General features: G+C 74.1%; 23 protein-coding genes. 11 read left to right on the forward strand and 12 right to left on the reverse strand.

The window, feature by feature from the left end:
* Positions 1-1,382 precede the first annotated feature (1,382 nt).
* From FHX81_RS42325 to FHX81_RS33560, 6 genes are all read right to left on the reverse strand, one after another.
* Positions 1,383-1,742 carry a DUF2203 domain-containing protein gene (locus tag FHX81_RS42325; protein ID WP_342787240.1) on the reverse strand — a complete coding sequence of 120 codons (360 nt, stop codon included), beginning with the start codon at positions 1,740-1,742 and terminating at the stop codon, positions 1,383-1,385.
* 57 nt (positions 1,743-1,799) lie between these two features.
* A complete protein-coding gene (locus FHX81_RS33540; protein ID WP_211363628.1) occupies positions 1,800-2,957 on the reverse strand; it encodes a glycoside hydrolase family 6 protein in 1,158 nt (385 codons plus the stop codon).
* Between the two features lie 603 nt (positions 2,958-3,560).
* Positions 3,561-5,030 (reverse strand): aminotransferase class I/II-fold pyridoxal phosphate-dependent enzyme, encoded by a 1,470-nt coding sequence (locus FHX81_RS33545; RefSeq protein ID WP_141982533.1) that lies wholly within the window; start codon positions 5,028-5,030, stop codon positions 3,561-3,563.
* An 8-nt stretch (positions 5,031-5,038) separates the two neighbouring features.
* Positions 5,039-5,728, reverse strand: a complete 690-nt coding sequence (locus tag FHX81_RS33550) for a cation efflux transmembrane domain-containing protein (RefSeq protein WP_141982534.1) — start codon at positions 5,726-5,728, stop codon at positions 5,039-5,041.
* A complete protein-coding gene (cmtR, locus tag FHX81_RS33555) occupies positions 5,725-6,054 on the reverse strand; it encodes a Cd(II)/Pb(II)-sensing metalloregulatory transcriptional regulator CmtR (RefSeq protein WP_141982535.1) in 330 nt (109 codons plus the stop codon). The genes FHX81_RS33550 and cmtR overlap by 4 nt, the downstream gene beginning before the upstream one ends.
* A gap of 8 nt (positions 6,055-6,062) precedes the next feature.
* A complete protein-coding gene (locus tag FHX81_RS33560) occupies positions 6,063-6,929 on the reverse strand; it encodes a coiled-coil domain-containing protein (protein WP_141982536.1) in 867 nt (288 codons plus the stop codon).
* A 126-nt stretch (positions 6,930-7,055) separates the two neighbouring features.
* On the opposite strand from FHX81_RS33560, the gene FHX81_RS33565 reads away from it, so the two are divergent.
* The 3 genes from FHX81_RS33565 to FHX81_RS33575 all read left to right on the forward strand — a co-directional run bounded on the left by FHX81_RS33565 (position 7,056) and on the right by FHX81_RS33575 (position 10,705).
* Positions 7,056-8,267 carry a glycosyltransferase family 4 protein gene (locus FHX81_RS33565; RefSeq protein WP_246108098.1) on the forward strand — a complete coding sequence of 404 codons (1,212 nt, stop codon included), beginning with the start codon at positions 7,056-7,058 and terminating at the stop codon, positions 8,265-8,267.
* An 8-nt stretch (positions 8,268-8,275) separates the two neighbouring features.
* Entirely contained in the window at positions 8,276-10,384 is a 2,109-nt protein-coding gene (locus tag FHX81_RS33570; protein ID WP_141984273.1) for an amylo-alpha-1,6-glucosidase, read from the forward strand.
* A gap of 108 nt (positions 10,385-10,492) precedes the next feature.
* Entirely contained in the window at positions 10,493-10,705 is a 213-nt protein-coding gene (locus FHX81_RS33575; RefSeq protein WP_141982537.1) for a hypothetical protein, read from the forward strand.
* A 1-nt stretch (position 10,706) separates the two neighbouring features.
* On the opposite strand, the gene FHX81_RS33580 is transcribed toward FHX81_RS33575, so the two are convergent.
* The 3 genes from FHX81_RS33580 to FHX81_RS33590 are packed head-to-tail and all read right to left on the reverse strand — an operon-like array spanning position 10,707 to position 13,056.
* Entirely contained in the window at positions 10,707-11,501 is a 795-nt protein-coding gene (locus FHX81_RS33580) for an alpha/beta hydrolase (RefSeq protein ID WP_246108100.1), read from the reverse strand.
* Between the two features lie 5 nt (positions 11,502-11,506).
* Positions 11,507-11,698 (reverse strand): hypothetical protein, encoded by a 192-nt coding sequence (locus FHX81_RS33585; RefSeq protein WP_141982538.1) that lies wholly within the window; start codon positions 11,696-11,698, stop codon positions 11,507-11,509.
* Positions 11,695-13,056 (reverse strand): HAMP domain-containing sensor histidine kinase, encoded by a 1,362-nt coding sequence (locus tag FHX81_RS33590; RefSeq protein WP_141982539.1) that lies wholly within the window; start codon positions 13,054-13,056, stop codon positions 11,695-11,697. The genes FHX81_RS33585 and FHX81_RS33590 overlap by 4 nt, the downstream gene beginning before the upstream one ends.
* 282 nt (positions 13,057-13,338) lie before the next feature.
* Between FHX81_RS33590 and FHX81_RS33595 the strand changes: the two genes are divergently transcribed.
* From FHX81_RS33595 to FHX81_RS33610, 4 genes are all read left to right on the forward strand, one after another.
* Positions 13,339-13,620, forward strand: coding sequence for a metal-sensitive transcriptional regulator (locus tag FHX81_RS33595; protein WP_141982540.1), 282 nt, complete (start codon positions 13,339-13,341; stop codon positions 13,618-13,620).
* 39 nt (positions 13,621-13,659) lie between these two features.
* Positions 13,660-13,866 carry a heavy-metal-associated domain-containing protein gene (locus FHX81_RS33600; protein WP_141982541.1) on the forward strand — a complete coding sequence of 69 codons (207 nt, stop codon included), beginning with the start codon at positions 13,660-13,662 and terminating at the stop codon, positions 13,864-13,866.
* Between the two features lie 119 nt (positions 13,867-13,985).
* Positions 13,986-14,927, forward strand: coding sequence for a hypothetical protein (locus FHX81_RS33605; RefSeq protein WP_141982542.1), 942 nt, complete (start codon positions 13,986-13,988; stop codon positions 14,925-14,927).
* Positions 14,920-17,205, forward strand: coding sequence for a heavy metal translocating P-type ATPase (locus tag FHX81_RS33610; protein ID WP_141982543.1), 2,286 nt, complete (start codon positions 14,920-14,922; stop codon positions 17,203-17,205). Before FHX81_RS33605 ends, FHX81_RS33610 begins: the two co-directional genes overlap by 8 nt.
* 214 nt (positions 17,206-17,419) lie before the next feature.
* On the opposite strand, the gene FHX81_RS33615 is transcribed toward FHX81_RS33610, so the two are convergent.
* Entirely contained in the window at positions 17,420-17,965 is a 546-nt protein-coding gene (locus FHX81_RS33615) for a hypothetical protein (RefSeq protein ID WP_141982544.1), read from the reverse strand.
* 601 nt (positions 17,966-18,566) lie between these two features.
* Here FHX81_RS33615 and FHX81_RS33620 point away from each other — a divergent pair.
* On the forward strand, positions 18,567-20,594 hold the full coding sequence (locus FHX81_RS33620) for an elongation factor G (RefSeq protein ID WP_246108101.1): 2,028 nt from the start codon (positions 18,567-18,569) through the stop codon (positions 20,592-20,594).
* Here the strand turns inward: FHX81_RS33620 and FHX81_RS33625 are convergent.
* Complete coding sequence (locus FHX81_RS33625) at positions 20,587-21,138, reverse strand: TetR/AcrR family transcriptional regulator (protein ID WP_246108102.1); 552 nt, start codon at positions 21,136-21,138, stop codon at positions 20,587-20,589. The genes FHX81_RS33620 and FHX81_RS33625 overlap by 8 nt on opposite strands.
* 91 nt (positions 21,139-21,229) lie before the next feature.
* Between FHX81_RS33625 and FHX81_RS33630 the strand changes: the two genes are divergently transcribed.
* Positions 21,230-21,709 (forward strand): DoxX family protein, encoded by a 480-nt coding sequence (locus tag FHX81_RS33630; protein ID WP_141982546.1) that lies wholly within the window; start codon positions 21,230-21,232, stop codon positions 21,707-21,709.
* 32 nt (positions 21,710-21,741) lie between these two features.
* Here the strand turns inward: FHX81_RS33630 and FHX81_RS33635 are convergent, their stop codons facing one another.
* Positions 21,742-22,101 carry an STAS domain-containing protein gene (locus FHX81_RS33635; protein ID WP_141982547.1) on the reverse strand — a complete coding sequence of 120 codons (360 nt, stop codon included), beginning with the start codon at positions 22,099-22,101 and terminating at the stop codon, positions 21,742-21,744.
* A gap of 117 nt (positions 22,102-22,218) precedes the next feature.
* Between FHX81_RS33635 and FHX81_RS40910 the strand changes: the two genes are divergently transcribed.
* Complete coding sequence (locus FHX81_RS40910; protein ID WP_170232257.1) at positions 22,219-22,365, forward strand: hypothetical protein; 147 nt, start codon at positions 22,219-22,221, stop codon at positions 22,363-22,365.
* A gap of 5 nt (positions 22,366-22,370) precedes the next feature.
* Entirely contained in the window at positions 22,371-23,378 is a 1,008-nt protein-coding gene (locus tag FHX81_RS33640; RefSeq protein WP_141982548.1) for a TerC/Alx family metal homeostasis membrane protein, read from the forward strand.
* Positions 23,379-23,394: the final 16 nt, after the last annotated feature.

Below are 23,394 nucleotides of genomic sequence, written 5' to 3' on the forward strand. Positions count from 1 at the left end.
CGGCGACGCCCGAGTGGCCGGCCTGGGTGGCCGGGGCGTTGGTGGGCGGTGGTGCGCGGGTGGACCGGCTGCTGGAGACCTTGGCCGACGTGCACCTGGTCGAGGTGCTGGGTCGGGACGGGGTGGGGCAGGAGCGGTTCCGGTTGCACGGGTTGGTGCACGACTTCGCGGCGGAACGCGCGGCGGCCGAGGAGCCGCCGCGGGAGCGTGACGCGGCGGTGGGGCGGGTGCTGGCGGGGTGGCTCGGGCGCGCGGGGGTGGCCGACGACCGGGTCGGGCACGGGATGCAGGGCGCGGTGGGTCTCGGTCTGCCGCTCGCGCCGGACGACGTGGCCGGGCCGATCGCGGCCGCGCCGCGGGAGTGGTTCGAGATCGAGGTGCCCGCGTTGACCGCGTGCGTCGAGCAGGCGTGCCGGTTGGGCCTCGCGGAGGTCGCGGGCGGGTTGGCGTTGCGCATGACCGGGTTCCTCGCCCTGCGCACGTACGACGTGGAACGGGAACGGGTCCTGCGGGCGGCCGTGGCGTGCACCCGGGCGCACGGCGTCGACCGGCAGACCGTGCGGCTGCTGTTGAGCCTGTTCGGGTTGGCGGCGCAGCGGTCGCGGTTCGACGAGCTGCCCGCGTTGGCGGCGGAAGGTCTGGTACTGGCGCGCAAGCTCGGTGACCCGGCCGTGGTGGTGGGCGCGCTGGGCAACGCCGGGTGGGCGGCGCAGGGCCTGGGGCGGTTGGCGGAGGCCGCGCGGTGGTTCGAGGAGGGCGTCGACGCCTGTGACGGGGACACGCCACCGCCGTTGGCGCGGTGGATGGCGTTGTCGCTGGCCCGCACCCGGCACGAGGCCGGGTTCTCCGCGCAGGCCGTGCCGGTGGTCGAACGGCTGCTGGCGTCGGTGGACGGGGACCGGCGGAACCGGGCGCAGGTGCTCGCGTTGAGCGCCGACGTGCTGCTGGAGGTCGGCCGGACCGGGGACGCGGAGCGGTTGCTGACCGAGGCGGACGAGCTCGTGCGGGACCTCGGTGACGAGCTCGGGGTGGCGCGGGTCGGGCACGACCTGGCGCGGGTGTGGCTGCGCCGGGGCGAGTGGGACCGGGCCGCGGCACGGCTCGACCGCGTGCTGCCGGTGCACGAGGAGCTGGGCGTGCCGGACGAGCTCGCCCGGACGCTGCGCACGGTGGGCGAGGTGGAGCTCGCGCGTGGCCGTCCCGCGGCCGGGCTGCTGCGCCGGTCGTTGGCGATCTGGCGCGAGGTGGGTGCGCGGCTGGACGTGGCGCGGACGTTGGCGCGCTTGGCGTCGGCCGACCCGGACGGCGCGGAGGCCTGCCGGCGCGAGTGCGCCGGGATCCTGGCCGAGCTGGGGTTGGACGAGCGGGCGCTGCGGGTGCCGTCAGTCCAGGCGACGTCGCCCGGCGAACCCGAGGTCGGCCCGGTGGTACCAGTCGAGGCCCCGGTCGCCTTCCAACCAGCACAGCAGGACGGGCACGCCGTCGAGGTCGGCCGGGAAGTCGACCAGCAGGGGCGCGAAGCCCTTCAGCTCGGCGCCGGTCGACTGCACGGTGGTCATGAGGTCGTCCAGCCGGGCCTGCGCCGCCTTGAGCTCGGGCAGGCCGCCGAGGTCGGTGGGCGCGCCCCCGCCGAGCGAGGCGGCCAGCTCGGCGGCGTCGGCCCGGACCTCGACGATCTCGGTGAGCACCGGTAGGAGCCTGGCCAGTTCCTCCCGCGCCTCGGGCACGCTGAACACTGTCACCCCTGGTCCGCCGTGGCCGCGTTACCCGGACAGGGTACCCGCGGCCACGGCGTCACCTCAGCGAAGCGGCGGGGTGGCCAGCTTCGCCAGTTCCAGGGCCTGCTCCGGCCACCAGCGGCCGGCGGCCGGGCCGCCCTGGCACTCACCGTCGGACTCGCCGGGGCGCTTGACCCACAGGAACGCGTCCACCAGCGGGATGCCGGTGTTCGCGGTGGGCCGCTCGCCGAGGCCGCGGCCCGGCGGGTTGCACCAGTCGGTCTCGCCCTCGCCCGGGGTGTAGTGGCCCCGGCCGTTGCGGCTGGTGTCCAGCACGAAGTGCGTCATCTTCGGCTTGCGCACCGGCATCGCGTCCAGCTCCTCGTCGGACGGGCAGCTGGTCGCACCGCGCTCGGTGCGCAGGTGGATGCACTTGGACACACGCGTGCCGTACTGGACCAGGTCCTCGGTGAAGCGGTAGTTCGAGGTGTTGAGCGCGAAGCCGTCCGCCCGCGTGACACCGCCCTGGAGCAGGCGGTTGACGATGCCGAGCTGCTGGCGCGGCTCGCCGTAGCCCGCGTCGTAGTCGTTGAGCGCCTGCCACGCCGAGTGCCCGGCGTCGAGGTAGACGCGGGTGTGCTTGCCGCGCTTGAGCGCGTCCACGGCGTGGTTGATCTCGCGGAACCGCTGCGGCACCAGCTCGGCGTCCGGGCCGATCGTGCACCACGGTTCGCTGGTCAGCAGGGCCAGGCCGTCCGGCTCGACCACGACGACGGCCTTCTCGTCACCGATGCCCTCGGCGAAGGCGTCGATCCACTCCTTGTACTCCTGCTCGCTGCGCGCGCCGCCCGCGGACCACTGCGAGCAGTCCCGGTAGGGCACGAAGTACGCCACGAGCACCGGCACCTGGTGCCTGGCCCGCGCGGCTCGCACGACGTCGCGCACGTTCCGCCGCACCTGCTCGGCGCCCGCCGTGGTGAACCAGATGGCCGTCGGCTGCGCGGCCACGGCCTCCATCAGCTCGGCGTCGGCCACCCGGCCCTCGGCGCGCCACTGCCGCGCCTGCCGTGCGGCGTTGCCGTCCGGTTCGACGTAGAACGACGTGCCCTTGGGCAGGTGCGGCGGTCCGGATGCCGCCACGGTCCCCTCCGCTCCGGCGCCGCTCGCGCCGATCAACGCGCACAACGCGGTCGCCGCCAGGGTCAGCCCGACGCGCCGTCGTCTCGGTCCGTTGTTCACTCGTCCGCTCCTCACGAGCGCTTGCTGGGAGCGCTCCCAATGGGTGGCAAGCATGCGGGGTTGCGAGCTGCATCACAACCCCCGGCTCGGGGTGCGGTCACCGTTTCGTGACACGGTTGTTACCTGCCGGCTGGACGGGTGCTCGCCGGGTGTTCGGGTTGTGGGGCCCGGCGGGCCGTCCAGTCCTGGTGCGGTGATCACCACCATTGCCGCCGCGGTCGGTCCGCTGGGCCTCGGCCTGTTGTCCACCCGGCCGGTGAAGCGGCGGCGGCACGTCGAGCCGGGTGGGGAGCCGATCGCCGCCAGGTCACGGTGTTCACGCCGGCCGTCACCGTGATGGCGTTCAACCTGCCTGCGCGGGGGCGGACGGTGGAGGTCGCCACGCTGTTCGTGCCCACCGCGATGTCCACCCCGTGCCTGACCCTCGTCCGGGACGTCGACCGGCCGTTCGTGGGCGTGATCAGCGTGTCGTCCGGCGCGTTGCGGTCCACCGAGGAGTACGTCACCGGCGAGTACGGCGACGCGTACGGCCAGGGGGGCCTGCCGTGCGACGGGACGGGTGGGCAGCGCGCCGGCACGGGAGTCGGCTGTGGCGCCGTCCGGTCAGCGCTCCCGGACCACGACGCGGACGGAGTCCAGGTCGGGGTCGGAGGGGTCCGGCAGCTGCATGCCGGCGGCCAGGCCGGAGCGCACGTAGTCCAGGACTTCCGCCGTGATGACCTCGCCCGGCAGCACGGCCGGTGCGCCCGGTGGGTACGGGGTGATCATCTCCGCCGAGACCCGGCCCACCGCGTCCTCGGCGTCCACCTGCTCGACCTGCGCGAAGAACGCGTCACGCGGCAGCATCGCGGTCTCCAGTCGCAGGTCGTCCGGGGACGGCAGGTCGACCGGCTTCGGTGCGGGCAGGGTGTCGGCGGCGCGGACGAGCGCCTCCAGGGCGTCCAGCAGCACGGTGGCGGTGCGCTGGTCGTCGGCGGTGGTGAGCTGGGCGACGACCCGGCGGTGGTCGGACAGGCCCACGGTGACCCGCTGGTGCTCGCGCATCCAGTCCGCCGCCTGGTAGCCGCTGATGCCCAACCCGGACACGTCGACCACGACCTTGAGCGGGTCGATGGACTCGGCCAGCCGGGGACCGGTGAACTCGGCGTCGCCCATGACCCGCAGGCCGGGCAGCTCCTCGATGGCCGCACGCGTCGACCACGCCACCGCCAGCACGGCGGTGAGCAGGTCCTTGCCGTGCTCCGCCATCTGCCTGCGCCACCCGTCCAGGGTCGCGTACACCAGCGAGGTCGGGCTCGTCGTACCCAGCAGGTCCTCGCGCGCCTTGAGCACGTTCGGGTCCACCCGGTCGCCCTGGAGGTGGAACACCGAGCTCTGCTCCACCGCCGAACCCGACTTGTGCACGCTCGTCACTACGACGTCCGCGTCGGCGTCCATGCCCCACGGCGGCAGGTCGGGGTGGAACGGCAGGTGCGCGCCCCACGCCTCGTCCACGATCAGCGGCTTGCCGAACTCGTGGCACACCTCGGCGATCGCCCGGATGTCGCCGCACGTGCCGTAGTCGGTCGGCGTGACCAGCAGCATCCCCTTGGCCTCGGGCTCCGCCCGGAACAGCTCGCGCACCTGGTCGGGACCGGGCGGGTGGGCCAGGTGCCGCTCGGCGTCCCAGTGCGGCGAGACCCACACCGGCGAGACGCCGCTGAGGATCAGCCCCGACACCACGGACTTGTGGGCGTGTCGGGGGACGATGAGCTTCTCGTGCGGGCCGGCCACCGACAACATCGCGCTCTTCACCGACAGCGAGCTGCCGCACGTGGAGAAGAACGCGTGCTCGGCGTGCACGGCGTCGGCCATCAGCTCCTGGGCGCGCTGGATCACGCCCTGGCTCATCCGGCGGTCGTCCAGGCCGTTGAGCGAGATGACGTCCGAGGCGAACACGGCCTCGCCCACCACGTCGAGCACCCTCGGGTCGACGCCCCGACCCTGGCGGTGCCCCGGCGGGGTGAACGACACGTAACCGCGGTCGTGGAACGCCCGGAGGGCTTCGAGCACCGGAGCTTCGCTGTGGTCCATACCGCTGGTTAGCCCGAACGGCACAACTTTGAACCGGCTCGGGGGAGTGGTCGGCAGCAGTGGTCGCCGCGCCAGGCCTCGCGGCCTTCCCCGACCGCCGCGGCGGCGATGACGAGCGCGGCCAGCGGGTCGACCCACCACCAGCCCAGGGTGCTGTTGAGCACCAAGCCGACCAGCAGCACGGCGGACAGGTACGTGCACAGCAGCGTCTGCCTGGAGTCGGCGACGGCGCTGGTCGAGCCGAGTTCACGGCCCGCTCGGCGCTGGGCGCGGGACAGCACGGGCATCACGACCAGCGACACGGCGGCCAGCACGATGCCGACCGTCGAGTGGTCGGCGGCCTGCGCGCCCACCAGCGCCCGGACCGACTCGACCGTCACGTAGAGCGCCAGCGCGAAGAACGACAGCGCGATCACGCGCAGCGCGACCCGTTCCCTGGCCTCGTGGTCCCGCGCGGAGAACTGCCAGGCGACGGCGGTGGCCGAGGCGATCTCCACCACCGAGTCCAGCCCGAAGCCGATCAACGCGGTGGACGACGCGAGGGTGCCTGCGCTGATCGCGATCACGGCCTCGACCACGTTGTAGGCGATCGTGGCGGCCACCAGGAGCCGGACCCGCCGGGTCAGCACGCCGCGACGGTCGGGGGCGAGGACCGGCTCGCCCCCGGCCGCGCAGCAGCCGTCCGCGCAAGCCGTCATCGCGCACCCACCTCGTCCACGCAGTCCCTGGTCGGGTCGACCGCGAGCACGACGTCGAGCAGTTCGCCGATCGCCCGCGCCAGGTGCGGGTCGGCGATGTCGTACCGCACCCGGCGGCCCTCGTAGGTGGCCACGACGAGGCCGCAGCCGCGCAGGCACGACAGGTGGTTGGACGCGTTCGACCGGGTCAGCCCCAGCCGCTCGGCCAACCGCGCCGGGTAGCCCGGACCGTCCAGCAACGCGACCAGGATGCGGCACCGGGTCGGGTCGGCCAGGGCCCGGCCGAGCCGGGCCAGGGCGGTCTCGCGGGTCTCACACGTCAGCACTGGCCGAACTATACAGTCTCCGCTGTATCTTCGACCGCGGGCGAGGTCCGCTGGGCCGGGATCTCGTCCAACGGCGCGTGCAGCAACGGGTTCGCCTCGGCCAGCAGCTCCCGCGCGCCGCGCAACCCGGCCGCGATGCGGTCCCGCCGGGCGCGCAGGTCGTCCACCCGTCGTTGCGCCTCGACCACGATCCGCCGCGCGTGCTCCTCGGCGTCGCGCACCAACCGGTCGGCCCGCGCCCGCGCGGCGGCCTCCTCCGCGGCCACCGCCTCCAGCGACTCGGCCCGGCGCGCGGCCATCGCCAGCTCGAAGTCGACCCGGACCCGGTCGCGCAACACCGCCGCCCGCTCGTCCAGCTCGTGCCGCCGCTGCTCGGCTTCCCTGGCCGCGGTGAGCACCTTCTCGCCGGCCTCGCGCATCAGCGCCCGGTGCTCGGCCTCGGCCTGCCGCCGCTGGGCGTCCAGCTCGGCGACCAGCCGGTCCGACCGCTCGCGCACCCGTGCGGCGGCCCGTTCCGCGGTGGCCCAGTGGGCCTCGGCGACGGCCCGCGCCCGCTCGGCGACCTCGTCCGCCTCCTCGTGCGCCAGTTCCGCCATCCGCCGCAGCCGCTCGGTCAGCGCCGCCGGGTCGATCGGGGTGCGGGAGATGCGGTCGATGTGCTCGCGCAGCACCCGGATCTCCGCGCGGGCGGTCTCCAGTTGGCGCGCGAGGTCGTCGGCGCGCGCCTCGGCCGCGTCCCGGTCGACCGCCAGCACCCGGAGCTCGCCTTCGACGCCCTCGACGTAGTGCCGCACCTGGGCGCGGTCGTAGCCGCGCCACACCACGTCGAAGTCCGCCCGCAACGGCACCAGGTCGCCGTCCACAGCCACCACCACAGCACTCTCCCCGTGATCGACGTCATGTTCGTCGCGGCGGGTATTGCGCACCGCCCACGATCTTTGTTAGCACTCTCGGGCGAAGGTGCCAAACAGTGGTCTGCTCGCCCGTTCGAGGAGGTCGACTTGAGCAGCCTGCCTTCCGCCGCAACGCTTTCCCGGCACGCCGTCCGCGACCGGTTGCGCGTCGCGCTCGTGGCCCCGCCCTACTTCGACGTACCGCCCAAGGCCTACGGCGGCGTGGAGGCCGTCGTCGCCGACCTCGCCGACTCGCTGGTCGCCCGCGGCCACTCGGTGACGTTGTTGGGCGCGGGGGAGCCCGGCACCGGAGCCGGGTTCGTCCCCGTGTGGGACCGCACCGTCCCCGAACGCCTCGGCGAGCCGTTCCCCGAAGTCGTGCACGCCGCCGCGGTCCGCCGGGAGGTCGAACGGCTCGCCGCCACGCGAGGCCTGGACGTCGTGCACGACCACACCCTCGCCGGTCCGCTCAACGCGCCCGCGTTCGCCGCCCTGGGCCTGCCGACCGTGGTGACCGTGCACGGTCCCGTCGACACCGACATGCGCCGCTACTACCGGGAACTCGGCGACGACGTCGGCCTGGTCGCGATCAGCGACCGGCAGCGCGAGCTCGCACCCGAGCTGAACTGGATCGGCACCGTGCACAACGCGCTGCGCCTGCGCGACTGGCCGTTCCGCGAGCGGAAGGAGGACTACGCGCTGTTCCTCGGCCGCTTCCACCCCGACAAGGCGCCGCACCTGGCGCTGGAGGCCGCCCACGCGGCCGGCGTGCCGCTCGTGCTGGCGGGCAAGTGCGCCGAGCCGGTCGAGAAGGAGTACTTCGAGGCCGAGGTGCGCCCCAGGCTGACCGGGCAGGACCACGTCTTCGGCGTCGCCGATGCGACCGAGAAGCGCAAGCTGCTGTCCGCCGCCCGGTGCCTCCTGTTCCCGATCCGTTGGGAAGAGCCGTTCGGCATGGTGATGATCGAGGCGATGGCCTGCGGCACACCGGTGGTGGCGCTGCGCGCGGGCGCGGTGCCGGAGGTGGTGGTGGACGGCGTGACCGGGTTGGTGCGGGACGACCCCGCGGAGCTGGTGGCCGCGCTGCACGACGTGCGCGACCTGGACCCGGCCGCCTGCCGGGCGCACGTCGCCGCGCACTTCGACGTCGACGGGCTCGGCGCGGGCTACGAAGCCGCTTACCGCGAGGCGCTCACCGCGGCGGGCTCGCTCACCGCGCTGCGCCGCGACTACGCCGCCCTGGACTCCGCGCTCGACCGGGTCTACCGGCGCAACGTCGACGGCGGGGCCGCCCTGCACGCCTCGGGGGACCGCGCGTGACGGCCGACCTGCCACCGGAGCCGTTCAACGCGGGCGAGCCGGTGTTCACCGGCGACGTCGGCGGCACCACGACGGTGGTCGAGGGCAGCACGTTCTGCCTGTCGACGGGCACCGGCGACATCGAGCCGGGCACGCCGCAGGGGCTGTTCTTCCGCGACGCGCGCGTGCTGTCGAGGTGGCAGCTGCGGCTGGACGGACGCACCGCGCACCCGTTGTCGGTGTCGCACCCGGAGGCGTTCGCCGCCCGGTTCGTGCTGCGCCGCCCACCCGCCGCCGGCCTGGCCGACAGCACCCTGCTGCTCGTGCGGGAACGGCTGGTCGGCGACGGGATGCGGGAGACGATCACAATCGACAACCTGGGCCGCGAGGCCACCGCGGTGCGGCTGGAGCTGCACGTGGACGCCGACTTCGCCGACCTGTTCGCGGTCAAGGAGGGCCGGGCCGCGCGCAGCGGCTCCGACGCCGTCGCCACCGGACCGGAACTCGTGCTGCGGGACCGCGAGGACGGCTCGCGCGGCGTGTCGTTCACGGCGAGCGCCCAGCCCGTCGTGGTGCCGGGGTCGTTGAGCTGGCACGTGGTCGTGCCCGCGGGCGGCCGGTGGTCCACCGAGGTGGTCGTGCAGCCGACCGTGGCCGGGCGGGCCGTGCAGCCGCAGTTCCACCGCGGCGAGCGGATCGAGGCCAGCGGGCCCGCGCGCAAGATCCGGGCGTGGCGCGCGGCCAGCACCCTGGTCGCGGCGAGCGACCCGGTGCTGACCGGCGTGCTGCGGCGGACCGGGAGCGACCTGGGCGCGTTGCAGATCCACGACCCGGCGCGGGACGGCCGACCGTTCGTCGCCGCGGGCGCGCCCTGGTTCATGACCCTGTTCGGCCGGGACAGCCTGCTGACCGCGTGGATGGCGCTGCCGCTGGACGTCGGCCTGGCGCTGGGCACGTTGCAGACCCTCGCCGAGACGCAGGGCAAGGTCGTCGACCCGCTCACCGAGGAGGAACCGGGCCGCGTGCTGCACGAGCTGCGGATGGGCCCGGACAGCACGGCGGTGCTGGGCGGCAACCACTACTACGGCACGGTCGACGCCACGCCGCTGTTCGTGATGCTGCTGGCCGAGTGCTGGAAGTGGGGCGCGGACCCGGCCGTGGTGCGCTCGCTGCTGCCCGCCGCCGACGCCGCGCTGGCGTGGGTCGACCGGTACGGGGACCGCGACGGCGACGGGTTCGTGGAGTACCGCCGCGCCACCGACCGCGGCCTGGCCAACCAGGGCTGGAAGGACAGCTTCGACGGCATCAACGACGCGTCCGGCCGGCAGGCCGTCCCGGCCATCGCCTTGTGCGAGGTCCAGGGCTACGTGTACGCGGCGCTGCTGGCCCGTGCGGACCTCGCGGAGGGGTTCGGCGACGAGGCGGTGGCGGCGCGCCTGCGCGCCCGTGCCGGAGAGCTGCGGCAGCGGTTCGCCGAGGCGTTCTGGCTGCCGGACCGGGGCTGGTACGCGGTGGCGCTCGACGGGCACAAGCAGCCGGTGGACGCGCTGACCAGCAACACCGCCCACTGCCTGTGGACCGGGATCGCCACCGACGAGCACGCGGCCGCGCTGATCCGGCGGCTGGCCGAGCCGGACATGGACACCGGCTACGGCCTGCGCACGCTCGCGTCCTCGATGGGCGCGTACAACCCGATGAGCTACCACAACGGGTCGGTGTGGCCGCACGACACGGCCATCGCGGTGGCCGGGCTGCTGCGCTACGCCCACCTGCCCGGCGCGGTCGACCTGGCGCACCGCCTGGCGGACGGCCTGCTCGACGCCGCCGCCGCGTTCGGCGGTCGCCTGCCCGAGCTGTACTGCGGCTTCGCCCGGGACGACTTCAGCCCGCCGGTGCCGTACCCGACGTCGTGCTCCCCGCAGGCGTGGGCCAGCGCCTCACCGCTGCTGCTGGTCCGCGCGTGCCTCGGGCTGGAGCCGCACGTGCCGCGCAGGACGCTGACCACCACACCGCACCTGCCGCCGCGCTGGGGCGAGCTCACCCTGTCCGACCTGCGGCTCGGCGACGAGACCGCGCACATCAGCGCCACCGGCGAGAAGGTCGCGGTGTCCGGCCTGTCGGCCGGCTGGACCACCTGACGGGGCGATCGGGTGGCCATCGGGGGTTTGAGCCCCCGGTGGTGCGTGAATCCACTTCCGAACGTCGTGTCCGTCGCCCTGTCCGCGCCGTTGTGGAGGATCACCCTGATGAGCCTGGAGAAGCCGTGGAACGACGTGGCCGACCAGCAGGCGCCCGTCGAGCCCGAGTCCGACGCGGGGATCGTGGACGAGGAGGCCGCCGTGGGCCGGGCCCGACCGGCCCCGGTGCCGCCGGAGGTGCCCGAGGCCGACCCGGCGGACGTCGCCGACCAGAACCGCGTCGTGCCGCTGCCCGACGACGGCCCGGACGACACCTACTAGGTCACGGCGCCAGGTCGGTGATCGCGTCGACCAGCCGCGTGCCGTCCAGCAGCACGGGGTCGTTGTGGTCGGCCCCCGCCACCACCACGGTGGACGCGCCCGCCGCGGCGGCCACCGCGCGGCTCTGCCCGGGCGGCACGATCGAGTCCGCCGAGCCGTAGACGACGGTGACGGGCGCCGCCACCCGCGCCACGTGCCGCTCGGTGGCGAACTCGTCCAGCAGCAGCCACCGCACCGGCAGGAACGGGTAGTGGCGGGCACCGACCGAGGCGAGGTCGGTGAACGGCGACCGCAGCACCAGCCCGGCGGGCGGGTGCTCGACGGCGAGTTCCGCCGCCACCGCCGCGCCCAGGCTCTCGCCGAAGTAGAGCAGCCGCTCCGGCCGCACCCCGGCGTCGCCGACCAGGAACTCCCGGGCCGCGCGCACGTCCAGCGCCAGCCCGGCCTCGGTCGGGGCGCCGGGGTTGCCGCCGTAGCCCCGGTAGTCGACCAGCAGCACCGACAGCCCGCGCGCGGTGAGCGCACGGGCCAGCGGCACGCGCATCCGGCGGTTCCCGGCGTTGCCGGGCGCGACCAGCACGGTCGCCCGCGTCGAGTCCACCGGGAAGTACCAGGCCGCCAACCGCAGCCCGTCCCCGGTGGTCAGCGTGACGTCACGGCCGCCGGGCAGCACGTCACCCGCGGGCGGCAACGGACCGCCGGTCGGCAGGAACACCAGTTTCCGCTGGAACGCGAACGCGCCGCCGAACACCACGGCCACCATGATGACGACGGCCACCACCACCCGCTTGCGCACCCCGTTCACCCCGAGGTGGTGCTCGGGGTCGTCGTCGGCGCGGACGACGAGGTGGTCGGGTCCGGGCGCTGCGTCAGCGTGGGCGTGGGCACCGGGTTCGCGGTGGACGTGACCAGCGGCTGCGGTTCGTCCTGCGTGGTCACGCCGCACGCGCCGATCAGCGCGCACAGGGCGAGCAGCACCACCGCGACCTTCATCGTTCCGCCTCCGGCAGCTCGACCACGAACCGCGCGCCGCCACCGGGCCGGTCCTCCACCCGCACCGTGCCGCCGTGCCGCTGGACGTGCTGCGCGACCAGCGCCAACCCGAGCCCGCTGCCGGTGTCCGCGCCGCGCCGCCCCGCCCGCGCGCCCCGGTCGAACCGGTCGAAGATCCGGTCGCGCAGCTCCGGCGGCACGCCCGGTCCGGCGTCGTCCACCTCGACCCGCGCCTTCCCCCCGTGCGAGCGCACCCCCACGCGCACCACGCCGCCCGCGTGCCGTTCGGCGTTGTCCAGCAGGTTGTCGACGGCCCGGTCCAGCCGGCGGCGGTCGCCGAACACCTGCGGCGGCGGCGAGCCGGCGTCCAGCGGCACCGGGCCGCCCGGCCGGGCCGCGACCACGTTGGCCACCAGGGAGGCCAGGTCGATCGTCTCCAGCGTGGGGTCCTCGGCCTGCTGGTCGGCCCGGGAGATCTCCAGCAGGTCCACCACCATCCGCGCGAACCGGTCCACTTCGGACGTCAGCAGGTCCAGCGCCTTGCCCGCCGTGCCGGGCACCTGCACCCGGCGTCGGCGCAGCACCTCGGCGGCGTTGACCATGGTCGTCAACGGCGACCGCAGCTCGTGGCTGACGTCGCCCGCGAACCGGGCGTCCCGCCGCACCCGCTGCTCCAGCGCCTCGGCGGTGGCGTTGAACGTGGTCGCCAGCGAGGTCAGGTCCGGGTCGGTCTGGGTGGGCAGCCGGGCCCGGAGGTCGCCGCCCGCGATCCGGGACGCGGCCTCGGTCAGCTCGGTCAGCGGTCGCAGCGCCCGCCGCCCGGCCCACGACCCCAGCGCCACCCCCAGCAGCCCGCTGACCACCGTGACGGCGACCAGCAGGGCGCTGAGGAACCGGAACGTGCGGTCCAGCTGCACGAGCGGCGCGAGCTCCACGTAAGCACCGTCGGTCGACTCGATGGGCAGCGTCACGGCCAGCACCGGGATGCCGTCGACCAGGAGCCGCTGGGCCGCGGGCGTGCCCCGCCGGCCCAGGTCGACCAGCCCGGGCGGCAGCAGCCGCGCGTCCACCTGCCTGCCGCTGGTCAGCACCTGCCCGTCGTGGAACAGCAGCACGGTCGAGTCCGGCCCGGTGGTCAGCCCGGTGAGCAGGCCGGTCAGCCCGTCGGAACCGCTGCTCAGGGCCGCGTCGACCAGCCGGACGTTGACCTCGGCCTGGCGCACCGCGCTCTGCTCGCGCTGGCGCAGCATGTACCCGGAGGTGAGGTTCCAGATCGCCACGGCGACCGCGCTGGTCAGCAGCACCGAGCCGAGCCCCATGGCCAGCGCGACGCGCCACCGCAACGAGAACCTCGGCATCGACCCACCCCACCACACCGCCGGGCCCGCCACCGGCCGGACACCGGGCCGCGGCCGATCGCAAGCTGATCGCAAGGTCGGGCGCGAGCGTTGTCGCACCTCACGGTACCCGCACCACCTCCGCGGGGTCGCGCCGTCCGGCCGTCGATACAGTACGGGGGTAGGGTGCCGAGATCGCGTGACGCCGGTCACCGGAGCCGACCCCCGAGTTGACTCGGGTACCCCCTGGGGGTATGAATGGTCCTGACGGGGACGCACCGAGCGGCCGAAGGGAGTCCGGGCATGCGGGGTTACACCTCCGACAAGGACGCCGTGCTCAAGCGCCTGCGCCGGGTCGAGGGGCAGGTACGCGGGTTGCAGCGGATGGTGGAGGGCGACGAGTACTGCATCGACGTCCTGACCCAGATCGCGGCGGCGACCAAGGCCCTCCAGGCGGTCTCCCTCAACCTGCTCGACGAGCACCTGAAGCACTGCGTGGCCGACGCGCTCGCCGAGGGCGGCGAGGGCGCGGACGCCAAGGTCCGCGAGGCGAGCGAGGCCATCGCCCGCCTGGTGCGGTCCTGACCTGTACCGACCGACACGATCGACAACCGGGAGCACACCATGGCCGAGTCCACCTACACCGTCACCGGCATGACCTGCGGCCACTGCGTGGCGTCCGTGACCGAGGAGGTCACCAAGATCGACGGCGTGACCGGCGTGGACGTCGACCTGCCGACCGGCGCGGTCAAGGTGACCAGCACCGCGCCGCTCGCCGAGGCGGACGTGCGCGCGGCCGTCGAAGAGGCGGGTTACGCGCTCGCCGGCTGACCCGCGTGACCGGTGGGTAACCGACGAGGGCGCCCACCACGACCCGATCGACCACGGCACAGCAGCCGACCGGAGCCCGCCACCGAGGGCGGGCTCCACCAGTCTCGAGGACTGACCGAATGAACACAGCAGCGAAGCTCTCCGCCTACGGTGCGGTACTCGCCCTGGTCGCCGGTGGCGCCTGGGCGGCCGGTAGCGCTGTCGGTCCCTTCGCCGTCGAAGCCGCGCCGAGCGGCCACGACGGCACGTCCGGTGCCGAGGGCGCCGGCCACGGGGACGACCACGGCGGCACCGTCGCGGAGACCGCGCAGGACCAGCCCGCGGGGCTGGCGTCGTCCAGGGGCGGTTACACCCTCGCGCCCACCGACACGACGCTGACCACGGGAACCGACTCCTTCTCCTTCCGCGTCCTGGGGCCCGACGGCGCGGCGGTCACCGCCTTCGACGTCGAGCACGACCAGCGGATGCACCTCATCGCGGTCCGGCGCGACACCTCCGGCTTCCGGCACGTCCACCCCGAGATGGCACCGGACGGCACGTGGACCGTGCCGCTGGACGTCCCGGAGGCGGGCTCCTACCGCGTCTTCGCCGACTTCAAGCCGACCGGTGGCGAAGCGACCACGCTCGGTGTCGACGTGGACGCGGCGGGTGTCTACGAGCCCCGCGCCCACGAACCGTCCCGGGTGGCCGAAGTCGACGGCTACCGGGTCCGCCTGGACGGCGACCTCGTGCCGGGCGAGGCCTCGCCCGTGCGGCTGACCGTCACCAAGGACGGTGCGCCGGTCACCGATCTGCAACCGTACCTGGCGGCGTACGGTCACCTGGTGGCGTTGCGCGAAGGCGACCTGGCCTACCTGCACGTGCACCCGGAGGGCGCGCCCGGCGACGGGAAGACGCCCGCCGGCCCGGAGATCGCGTTCGTGGCCGAGGTGCCGTCCGCGGGCGGGTACCGGCTGTTCCTGGACTTCCGGCACGGCGGTGTCGTGCGCACGGCCGAGTTCACCGTGGACACCGCCCGCACGGACGCCCACGCCGAAGAGGAGGAGCACGGCCATGGCTGACGCGCGGATCGAACTGGCGATCACCGGCATGACCTGCGCCTCGTGCGCGGCCCGCATCGAGCGCAAGCTGAACAAGCTCGACGGCGTGACCGCGACGGTGAACTACGCGACCGAGAAGGCGCGCGTCACGTTCCCGGCCGACGTCGACCCGCTGACCCTGGTCGCGCAGGTCGAGGCGGCCGGCTACCAGGCCGCGCTGCCCGTCGTGGAGACCGAGCGGGTCGAGGCGGTCGAGGAGGACCCGACGGCGGCGCTGCGGCAGCGGCTGGTCGTGTCCGCGGTGCTGGCGGTGCCGGTGGTCCTGCTGGCGATGGTGCCGGCGTTGCAGTTCACGTACTGGCAGTGGATCTCGCTGACGTTGGCGGCTCCGGTGCTGGTGTGGGGCGCGTGGCCGTTCCACCGGGCGGCGTGGGCGAACCTGCGCCACGGCGCGGCGACGATGGACACGTTGATCTCGATGGGCACGATCGCGGCGTTCGCGTGGTCGCTGTACGCGCTGCTGTTCGGCACGGCGGGCGTGGCGGGCATGACGCACCCGTTCGAGCTGACGGTGCAGCGCACCGACGGTGCGGGTTCGATCTACCTCGAGGTGGCCGCCGGCGTCACGGTGTTCATCCTGGCCGGGCGGTACTTCGAGGCGCGGTCCAAGTGGCGGGCGGGTGCGGCGCTGCGGGCGTTGCTGGAGATGGGCGCGAAGGACGTCGCCGTGCTGCGCGACGGCCGTGAAGTGCGCGTCCCGGTCGGCGAGCTGGCCGTCGGCGACCGGTTCGTGGTGCGACCGGGCGAGAAGATCGCCACCGACGGCGTGGTGGCCGAGGGCAGCTCGGCGGTCGACGCGAGCATGCTGACCGGCGAGTCGGTGCCGGTCGAGGTCGGTCCCGGTGACGCGGTGGTGGGTGCGACGGTCAACGCGGGCGGTCGGCTGGTGGTCCGCGCGACGCGGGTCGGCGGCGACACCCAGCTGGCGCAGATGGCCAGGCTCGTCGAGGACGCCCAGAACGGCAAGGCCGAGGCGCAGCGCCTGGCCGACCGGATCTCGGCGGTCTTCGTGCCGGTCGTGATCGCGTTGTCGGTGGGCACGCTGGCGTTCTGGCTGGGCGCGGGTGGCGGCGTGTCGGCGGCGTTCACGGCGGCGGTGGCGGTGCTGATCATCGCGTGCCCGTGCGCCCTGGGGCTGGCGACGCCGACGGCGTTGCTGGTCGGCACGGGGCGGGGCGCGCAGCTCGGCATCCTGATCAAGGGGCCGGAGGTGCTGGAGTCGACCCGGCGGGTGGACACGGTGGTGCTGGACAAGACCGGCACCGTCACCACCGGGCGGATGAGCCTGGTGTCCGTGCACGTCGCGTCCGGTGTGGACGAGGACGAGGTGCTGCGGTTGGCGGGCGCCCTGGAGCACGCGTCCGAGCACCCGGTCGCCCGGGCGATCGCCGCGGGCGCGGCCGAGCGGGTCGGCGACCTGCCGGAGGTCGGGGGTTTCCAGAACCTCGAAGGGCTGGGCGTGCAGGGCGTGGTCGACGGGCACGCGCTGATCGTCGGCCGGGAGCGGCTGCTGGCCGAGTGGAGCGTGCACCTGGACGGCCCGCTGGTCGAGGCCAAGCGCGCCGCCGAGGAGAAGGGGCGCACGGCGGTCCTGGTCGCGTGGGACGGCGAGGCGCGGGCGGTGCTGGTCGTCGCGGACACCGTGAAGCCGACGTCGGTCGAGGCGGTGCGGCAGTTGCGCGCGCTCGGCCTGACGCCCGTGCTGCTGACCGGGGACAACGAGGCGGCGGCCCGCGCGGTGGCGGCGGAGGTCGGCATCACCGAGGTCATCGCCGAGGTGCTGCCGAAGGACAAGGTGGACGTCGTCGCCCGGTTGCAGGGCGAGGGCAAGGTCGTGGCGATGGTCGGTGACGGCGTGAACGACGCCGCCGCGCTCGCCAAGGCCGACCTGGGGCTGGCCATGGGCACCGGCACGGACGCGGCCATCGAGGCCGGTGACCTGACGCTCGTGCGGGGCGACCTGCGTGCGGCGGCGGACGCGATCCGGTTGTCGCGGCGCACGTTGGCCACGATCAAGGGCAACCTGTTCTGGGCGTTCGCGTACAACGTCGCGGCGCTGCCGCTGGCGGCGGCCGGGTTGCTCAACCCGATGATCGCGGGTGCGGCGATGGCGCTCTCGTCGGTGTTCGTGGTGTCGAACAGCCTGCGGCTGCGGGGTTTCCGGAGCACGGCCACCGGGCGGCCGCACGCGGGCCGTTCCGCGGAGTCCGCTCAGGACAAGCTGCCCGCCCGCGTCTGACGATCCCGCTCGTGGCCCGGAGCCGATCGGTTCCGGGCCGCGGCGCTGTCCTGAGCGTTGAATTCAGGGGTCCTGGGCGTTCGACTCTCGAGTCCTGGGCGTTCGACTCTCGGGTGCTGGGCAGCGGCGCGCGGTGGACGGGATACCGGCTGAGGTGGGGCGGGGAACGGGGGACCGGCCGCGCGGGCCGGTCCCCCGTTCGCGTGCGACGGTGTCAGCAGCCGCCGCAGTTGTAGTAAGTGACGTCCCAGTGGTTGCTCTCCAGGTAGTAGACGTTCCCGGAACCGGACCGCCACTTGTTGCCGCCGATGGAGGTGAAGGTGCCGCGGATGTAGTTGCCCAGGCACGTGGAGAGGCTGAAGTCGAGCTTGTAGCCGTTCCAGTGGCTGTAGGTGCCGCTGGCGTGGCCGACCTCGGTGCCGCCGGTGACGTTGAGCGCGCAGCCGGTGGCCCGCTTGAGGGTCTCGGCGCCCTGGACGGTGGTGAGGTTGATCTGCTCGAACGACGTGCAGGTGGAGGTGTAGCGGTCGCTGCACCCGCCGCTGGACGACCACGTGATGCCCGCGGTGCGGAAGCGGGACGTGGCCTGGGAGTGGGTCAGCTTCGTGACCAGCGCGGTGACGGGGGTGTCGGCGGCGGGGGCGAAGACGGTGTCCTCGACGGGCTGGGCGGGTGCGGCGGAAGCCGCGGTCGCGCCGGTGATGGTGAGCAGTGCCGTGGCGGCGGCCACGACGGCGGCGCGGACTCGACCGGTACGCATGGGGGACTGTCCTTTCGACGGACACCCCTCGTCGCCCTGGGGACCGGGTCGGCGCAGGGGTGTTGCAGGGGTCGTCGGACAGCAGCCTAGGGGCCGGCGACTTACCGCACAGCAGCCAAGTGGGAGATTTTCCGACTAGGTAGATCATGGTATGCGCCCCCCGACACTGTCTGGATTGTCCGAATCATTCCTTGCCGGATCCCGGCAAGGAAGCCGCCGCCGGGCGGCCGGGAAGCGACGTTGCCCGGGCAGGTCTTGGTGACCATTATTGGTGCAGGTCAGGAGGCGTACGACGGGGGTCGACGAGGGGCCTGGCCGGGGGGGTGCGGGGGAACGGGGGACAGGGGGAACAGGGGGGAAACGGGGAAGCGGTTCACGCCCGTCGGGGAGCGGGAACCGGTCGGCGCGCCGGCGCACGGGCAGCACTGCGGCCCGCGCTTCGGTGCGCCGACCTGTTTCGCCCCCCCGGCCGCTCCGGCGGCCCCGGTGCCGCCGAAATCGGCCGGCGCGATCCGGGCGTCCGCCCTACGGTGTCCGGCGACGGGTGTTCGGTCTGCGAGGAGGAGTGGGATGCGGCGACTCGACGGTGTCTTCCGTTCCGGTGCCCCTTCCCACACCCGCGAGGACCGCCATTCCCACCCGAACCCTCAACCTGGGCGTGCTCGCGCACGTCGACGCCGGTAAGACCAGCCTCACCGAGCGGCTGCTGTTCGAGCACGGGACGATCCCGCGGCTCGGCAGCGTCGACGGCGGTGACACGCAGACCGACAGCGGCGAGCTGGAACGCCGCCGCGGCATCACGATCCGCTCCGCCGTCGCCTGGTTCGCCGTCGGCGACCTCCAGGTGAACCTGGTCGACACGCCGGGCCACCCGGACTTCATCGCCGAGGTGGAACGCGCCCTGTCCGTGCTCGACGGCGCGGTGCTGGTGCTCTCGGCGGTCGAGGGCGTGCAGGCGCAGACCAAGGTGCTGATGAGGTCGTTGCGGCGGCTGCGGCTGCCCACGCTCGTCTTCGTCAACAAGGTCGACCGCGCCGGTGCGCGGTACGACGACCTGCTCGCCGAGATCCGCCGCACGCTCACGCCCGCCGTCGTGCCGGTGGCGCGGGTCGACCGGCTCGGCACCCGGGACGCGCGGGTCGTGGCCCGCTCGTTCACGGACCGGTCGTTCGCGGCGGAGGTGGCCGAGGTGCTGGCCGAGCACGACCTCTCGGTGCTGGCCCGGGTGGTCGACGGCGAGGTGCCCGACGACGTCGCCGGGCCGTTGCGCGACCAGACGTGCCGCGGCCTGGTCCACCCGGTGTTCTTCGGCTCGGCGGTGTCGGGCGCGGGGACGGCCGAGCTGACCGACGGGGTGCGGCGGTTCCTCGCGCCGCGCCCGGTGGTGGCGGCGGACGAGCCGCGCGGCACGGTGTTCGCCGTCGAGCGCACCGCCCAGGGCGAGAAGGTCGCCTACCTGCGGCTGTTCTCCGGCACGGTGCGCGGTCGGCAGCGGCTGGTGTTGCGGCGGCGTGGTCCCTCGGGCGCGGTCGAGGAGCACCGGGGCCGGGTGGCCGGGCTGGAGGTCGTCGGCCGGGGCGCCGGCCCGTTGACCGCGGGGGACATCGGCAGGGTGCGCGGTCTGCCGCGGGTGCGGGTGGGCGACCGGTTGGGCGCGGACGACGACGGGCCGCGGGTGCGCTTCTCGCCACCGATCCTGGAGTCCGTGGTGCGGCCGGCGGAGCCGGGCCGGGAGGTCGCCCTGCACGCCGCGCTCACCCGGCTGGCCGACGAGGACCCGTTGATCCGGACCCGGGTGGCCGGTGGTGGTGCGACGTCGGTGCTGCTCTACGGGGCCGTGCAGCGGGAGGTGATCGCGGAGCGGTTGCAGCGCGAGTTCGGCGTGGAGGCGGTGTTCGAGCAGGCGCGGCCGGTGTACTTCGAACGACCGGTCGGACCGGGCGAGGCCGTGCACGAGTTCACCCCGCGCGGACCGAACGACTTCTGGCAGACGGTCGGCGTGCGCGTCGAGCCGTTGCCGCCGGGCGCGGGCGTCACGGTCACCCGCCAGGCCCAGCTCGGCCTGCTGCCGAAGTCCTACCACCGCGCGATCGAGGAGGCGGTGGCGGCGACGCTCCGGCAGGGCTTGTACGGGTGGGAGGTGACCGACTGCGCGGTGACCGTCACGCGGGTCGGCTACCAGGCGCCGAACACGGTCGCCGCCGACTTCCGCCACCTCACGCCCGTGGTGGTGCTGCGGGCGTTGCGGGACGCGGGCAGCGCCGTGCACGAGCCGGGGTACCGGGTCGAGGTGGAGGTGCCGGACGACGCGCTGAGCGCGGTGACCGGGCTGCTGCTCTCGCTGGGCGCCGACCTGCGGCCGGCGGTGGAGTCCGGCGCGGGGTGGCTGGTGCCGGGTGACCTGCCGGCCCGGTCGCTGCACGACCTGGCCGCCGCCCTGCCCGGCCTGACCCGCGGCGAGGGGAGCGTGCGGCACGAACCGGGCCCGGCCCGTCGCGTGCGCGGACCGGCGCCGACCCGGCCGAGGACCGACGGCAACCCGCTCGACCACGACGAGTACCTGCGGTTCCTGTCCGACCGGAACCTGGCCGTCGGCGTGACCGGCCAGGTGGGGAACCCGGCTAGGTGAGGAACATCGAGCCCGCGAACGCCCGCACCATCGCCACCGGGTCGCGGTCGGCGTGCGACAGCGCGCCGGTGTTCCACAGCGTCGCGAAGCCGTGCACGAGCGACCACGCCGCGACCCGGGCCAGCTCGGGGTCGGGCCGGTCGGCGACGCCGCCCGCCAGCGCCGCGCCGGCCCGGTCGCGCGCCTCGACCAGCGCCGGGTCGTCCCCGCGGTAGAGGTCGGGTCGGAACATCACCTCGAAGTGCGCCCGGTGGTCGACCGCGAAGCGCACGTAGGCCGCGCCGAGCTCGACCATGTCGCCACCCAACGCCACGGTGGCGTCCAGCGCGTCGGCCAGCAGGCCGAAGCCCTCGGCGGCGAGCGCGGTGAGCACGCCGGCCTTGTCCTTGAAGTGGTGCACCGGGCCGGCGTGCGACACGCCCACCCGCCGGGCCAGGTCGCGCAGGCCGACGCCGGCCGGGCCGTGCTCGGTGATCGCGTCCACGGCCGCGTCGAGGACGGCGCGGCGCAGGTCGCCGTGGTGGTAGGGGCGCGGTGTGGTCACCCCGGCAGCGTACCGCGATCTAGTCATTGACAAGTTGCCCGGTCGGGGGGGATCTTGTCAGTGTCAAGTTCGCGTTGTCGAAGGAGTCGCCGTGGCGCCGCTCGTGATCCTCGTCCTCGTCACCCTCGCGCTGGTCGGCCTGCGCGCCGCCGGCGTCACCCGAGTCCCGCCGTGGCCGTTCGCCGTCCGGTGCGGTGTCGCGGCGATGTTCGTGGCGACCGGCCTGGCGCACTTCATCGGCATGCGCGAGGAGCTGATCGCGATGGTGCCGCCCGCCGTGCCCGCGCCCGGGCTGGTCGTCACGGTGACCGGCGTGCTCGAACTCGCGGGCGCGGTGGGCGTGCTGTGGGACCGGACCGCGCTGTGGGCGGCGGCCGGGCTCACCGCGATGCTGGTCGGCATGTTCCCGGCGAACGTCCACGCCGCCCGGCAGGGCATCTCACCCTCGTTCGGTGACGCGCTGCTGCCGCGCACGATCATGCAGGTCGTGTTCCTCGCGGCCACGGTGACGATCGTCGTGCACTTCGCGCGCGCCCGGTCCTCGCGCGCGGCGGTGACCGCGGCGAGGTGACCGCGTCAGGCGGCTCCGGCGGGGGAGTCCGGTCAGCTCGCGATCACCTGGTCGAGCGTGGGGACCACGGTGAGCAGTCGGTCCACCTCGGTGAGCCGCAACGGTCGGACCACCGAGCGCCGGCTCGCCACGACCGCGAACTCGACGCCGGCCGCCGCCGCGTGGTGGTGCGCCTCCAGCAGGGCCGCGATGCCGAGCGAACCCAGGATGGTCACGTCGGTCAGGTCCACCACGAGCACCGGCGGCCGCAGCTCCAGCCGGGCGCCCAGCTCGGCGCGGATCAGGTCCACCCCGGTCAGGTCGACCTCGCCCACGACCCGCGTGACCGCGAGACCGTCCACCTCGCTCGTGCCGACGGCGAGGTCCTCTGCCCGCCACTGCCGATCGGTCATGGACGACGCCCCCTCGGTGGTCCGTTCGTGTGCCCGTGGCGTCGTCCCGGCCACGCGCGGCGTTACGCCACAAGTGCGCGGGGTACCCCGAGGCCGTGACGTGATGAGGAGGGCCGCGTGAACGCGCAGTTCGGGGACCACGAGCCGGACCCGCCGGACCCGTCGACGCCGGATCCCGTCCCGCGCCGGCCGCAACCGCCCGGCCCCGACCCGGTGCCGCCCCGGCCCCTGCCCCCGCCGACGCCGCCGACGTCCGGCCGCTGACCGCCGTGGCCATCGGCTGGCTCACCTGGGCGCTCACCATCGGCCTGGTCCTGCTGCTGCTCGCGGTGGACCTGGTCCTGGCCGTCGTGCGCCCGCACCGCGTGAAGATCGGCGAGGCCACCGCGTGGTCGGTGTTCTACGTGCTGGTCGCCCTGCTGTTCGGCGTGTGGTTCACCTTGTCGCACGGCAGCCAGGCCGGCGTGGAGTACTTCGTCGGCTACCTCGTCGAGAAGAGCCTGTCGGTCGACAACCTGTTCGTGTTCGTGATCATCATGTCCACCTTCGCCGTGCCGGAGGCGCACCAGCACAAGGTGCTGACGTTCGGCATCGTGCTGGCGCTGGCGCTGCGCGGGGTGTTCATCGCGGTGGGCGCGACGCTGCTGTCGTTGTTCTCGTTCGTGTTCCTGCTGTTCGGGCTGCTGCTGCTCTACACGGCCGTGCAGCTGTACCGGCACCGCGACGAGGACCCGGACGTCGAGGACAACGTCGTGGTGAAGACCGCGCGGCGGGTGCTGCCGATCGCCGACGACTACGAGAACGGGAAGCTGTTCACCCGGTCGGGTGGTCGGCGGATGGCCACGCCGCTGTTCGTGGTGCTGCTCGCGATCGGCAGCATCGACGTGCTGTTCGCGCTGGACTCGATCCCGGCGGTCTTCGGCATCACGTCCGAGCCGTACGTCGTGTTCGCCGCCAACGCGTTCGCGCTGCTCGGGCTGCGGGCGCTGTTCTTCCTGGTCAAGGGTCTGCTGGATCGGCTGGTGTACCTGTCGACGGGCCTGGCGCTGATCCTGGCGTTCATCGGGGTGAAGCTGGTCCTGCACTGGGCGCACGAGTCGGTGGACCCCCGCGTGCCGGAGGTGCCGACGCTGCTGAGCCTGGCCGTCATCGCGGTCGTGCTGACCGTCGTCACGATCGCCAGCCTGGCCAAGACCCGCCGCGACCCGTCCGTGAAGGCCCGGCCCGGCACCCTGCGCACCCGTCGCCGCGCCGAATCGTCCCCCGACCGCTCCTGACCCGCGGTGCAGGTTT

The sequence above is a fragment of the Saccharothrix saharensis genome, from assembly GCF_006716745.1.
Taxonomy (GTDB): Bacteria; Actinomycetota; Actinomycetes; order Mycobacteriales; family Pseudonocardiaceae; genus Actinosynnema; species Actinosynnema saharense.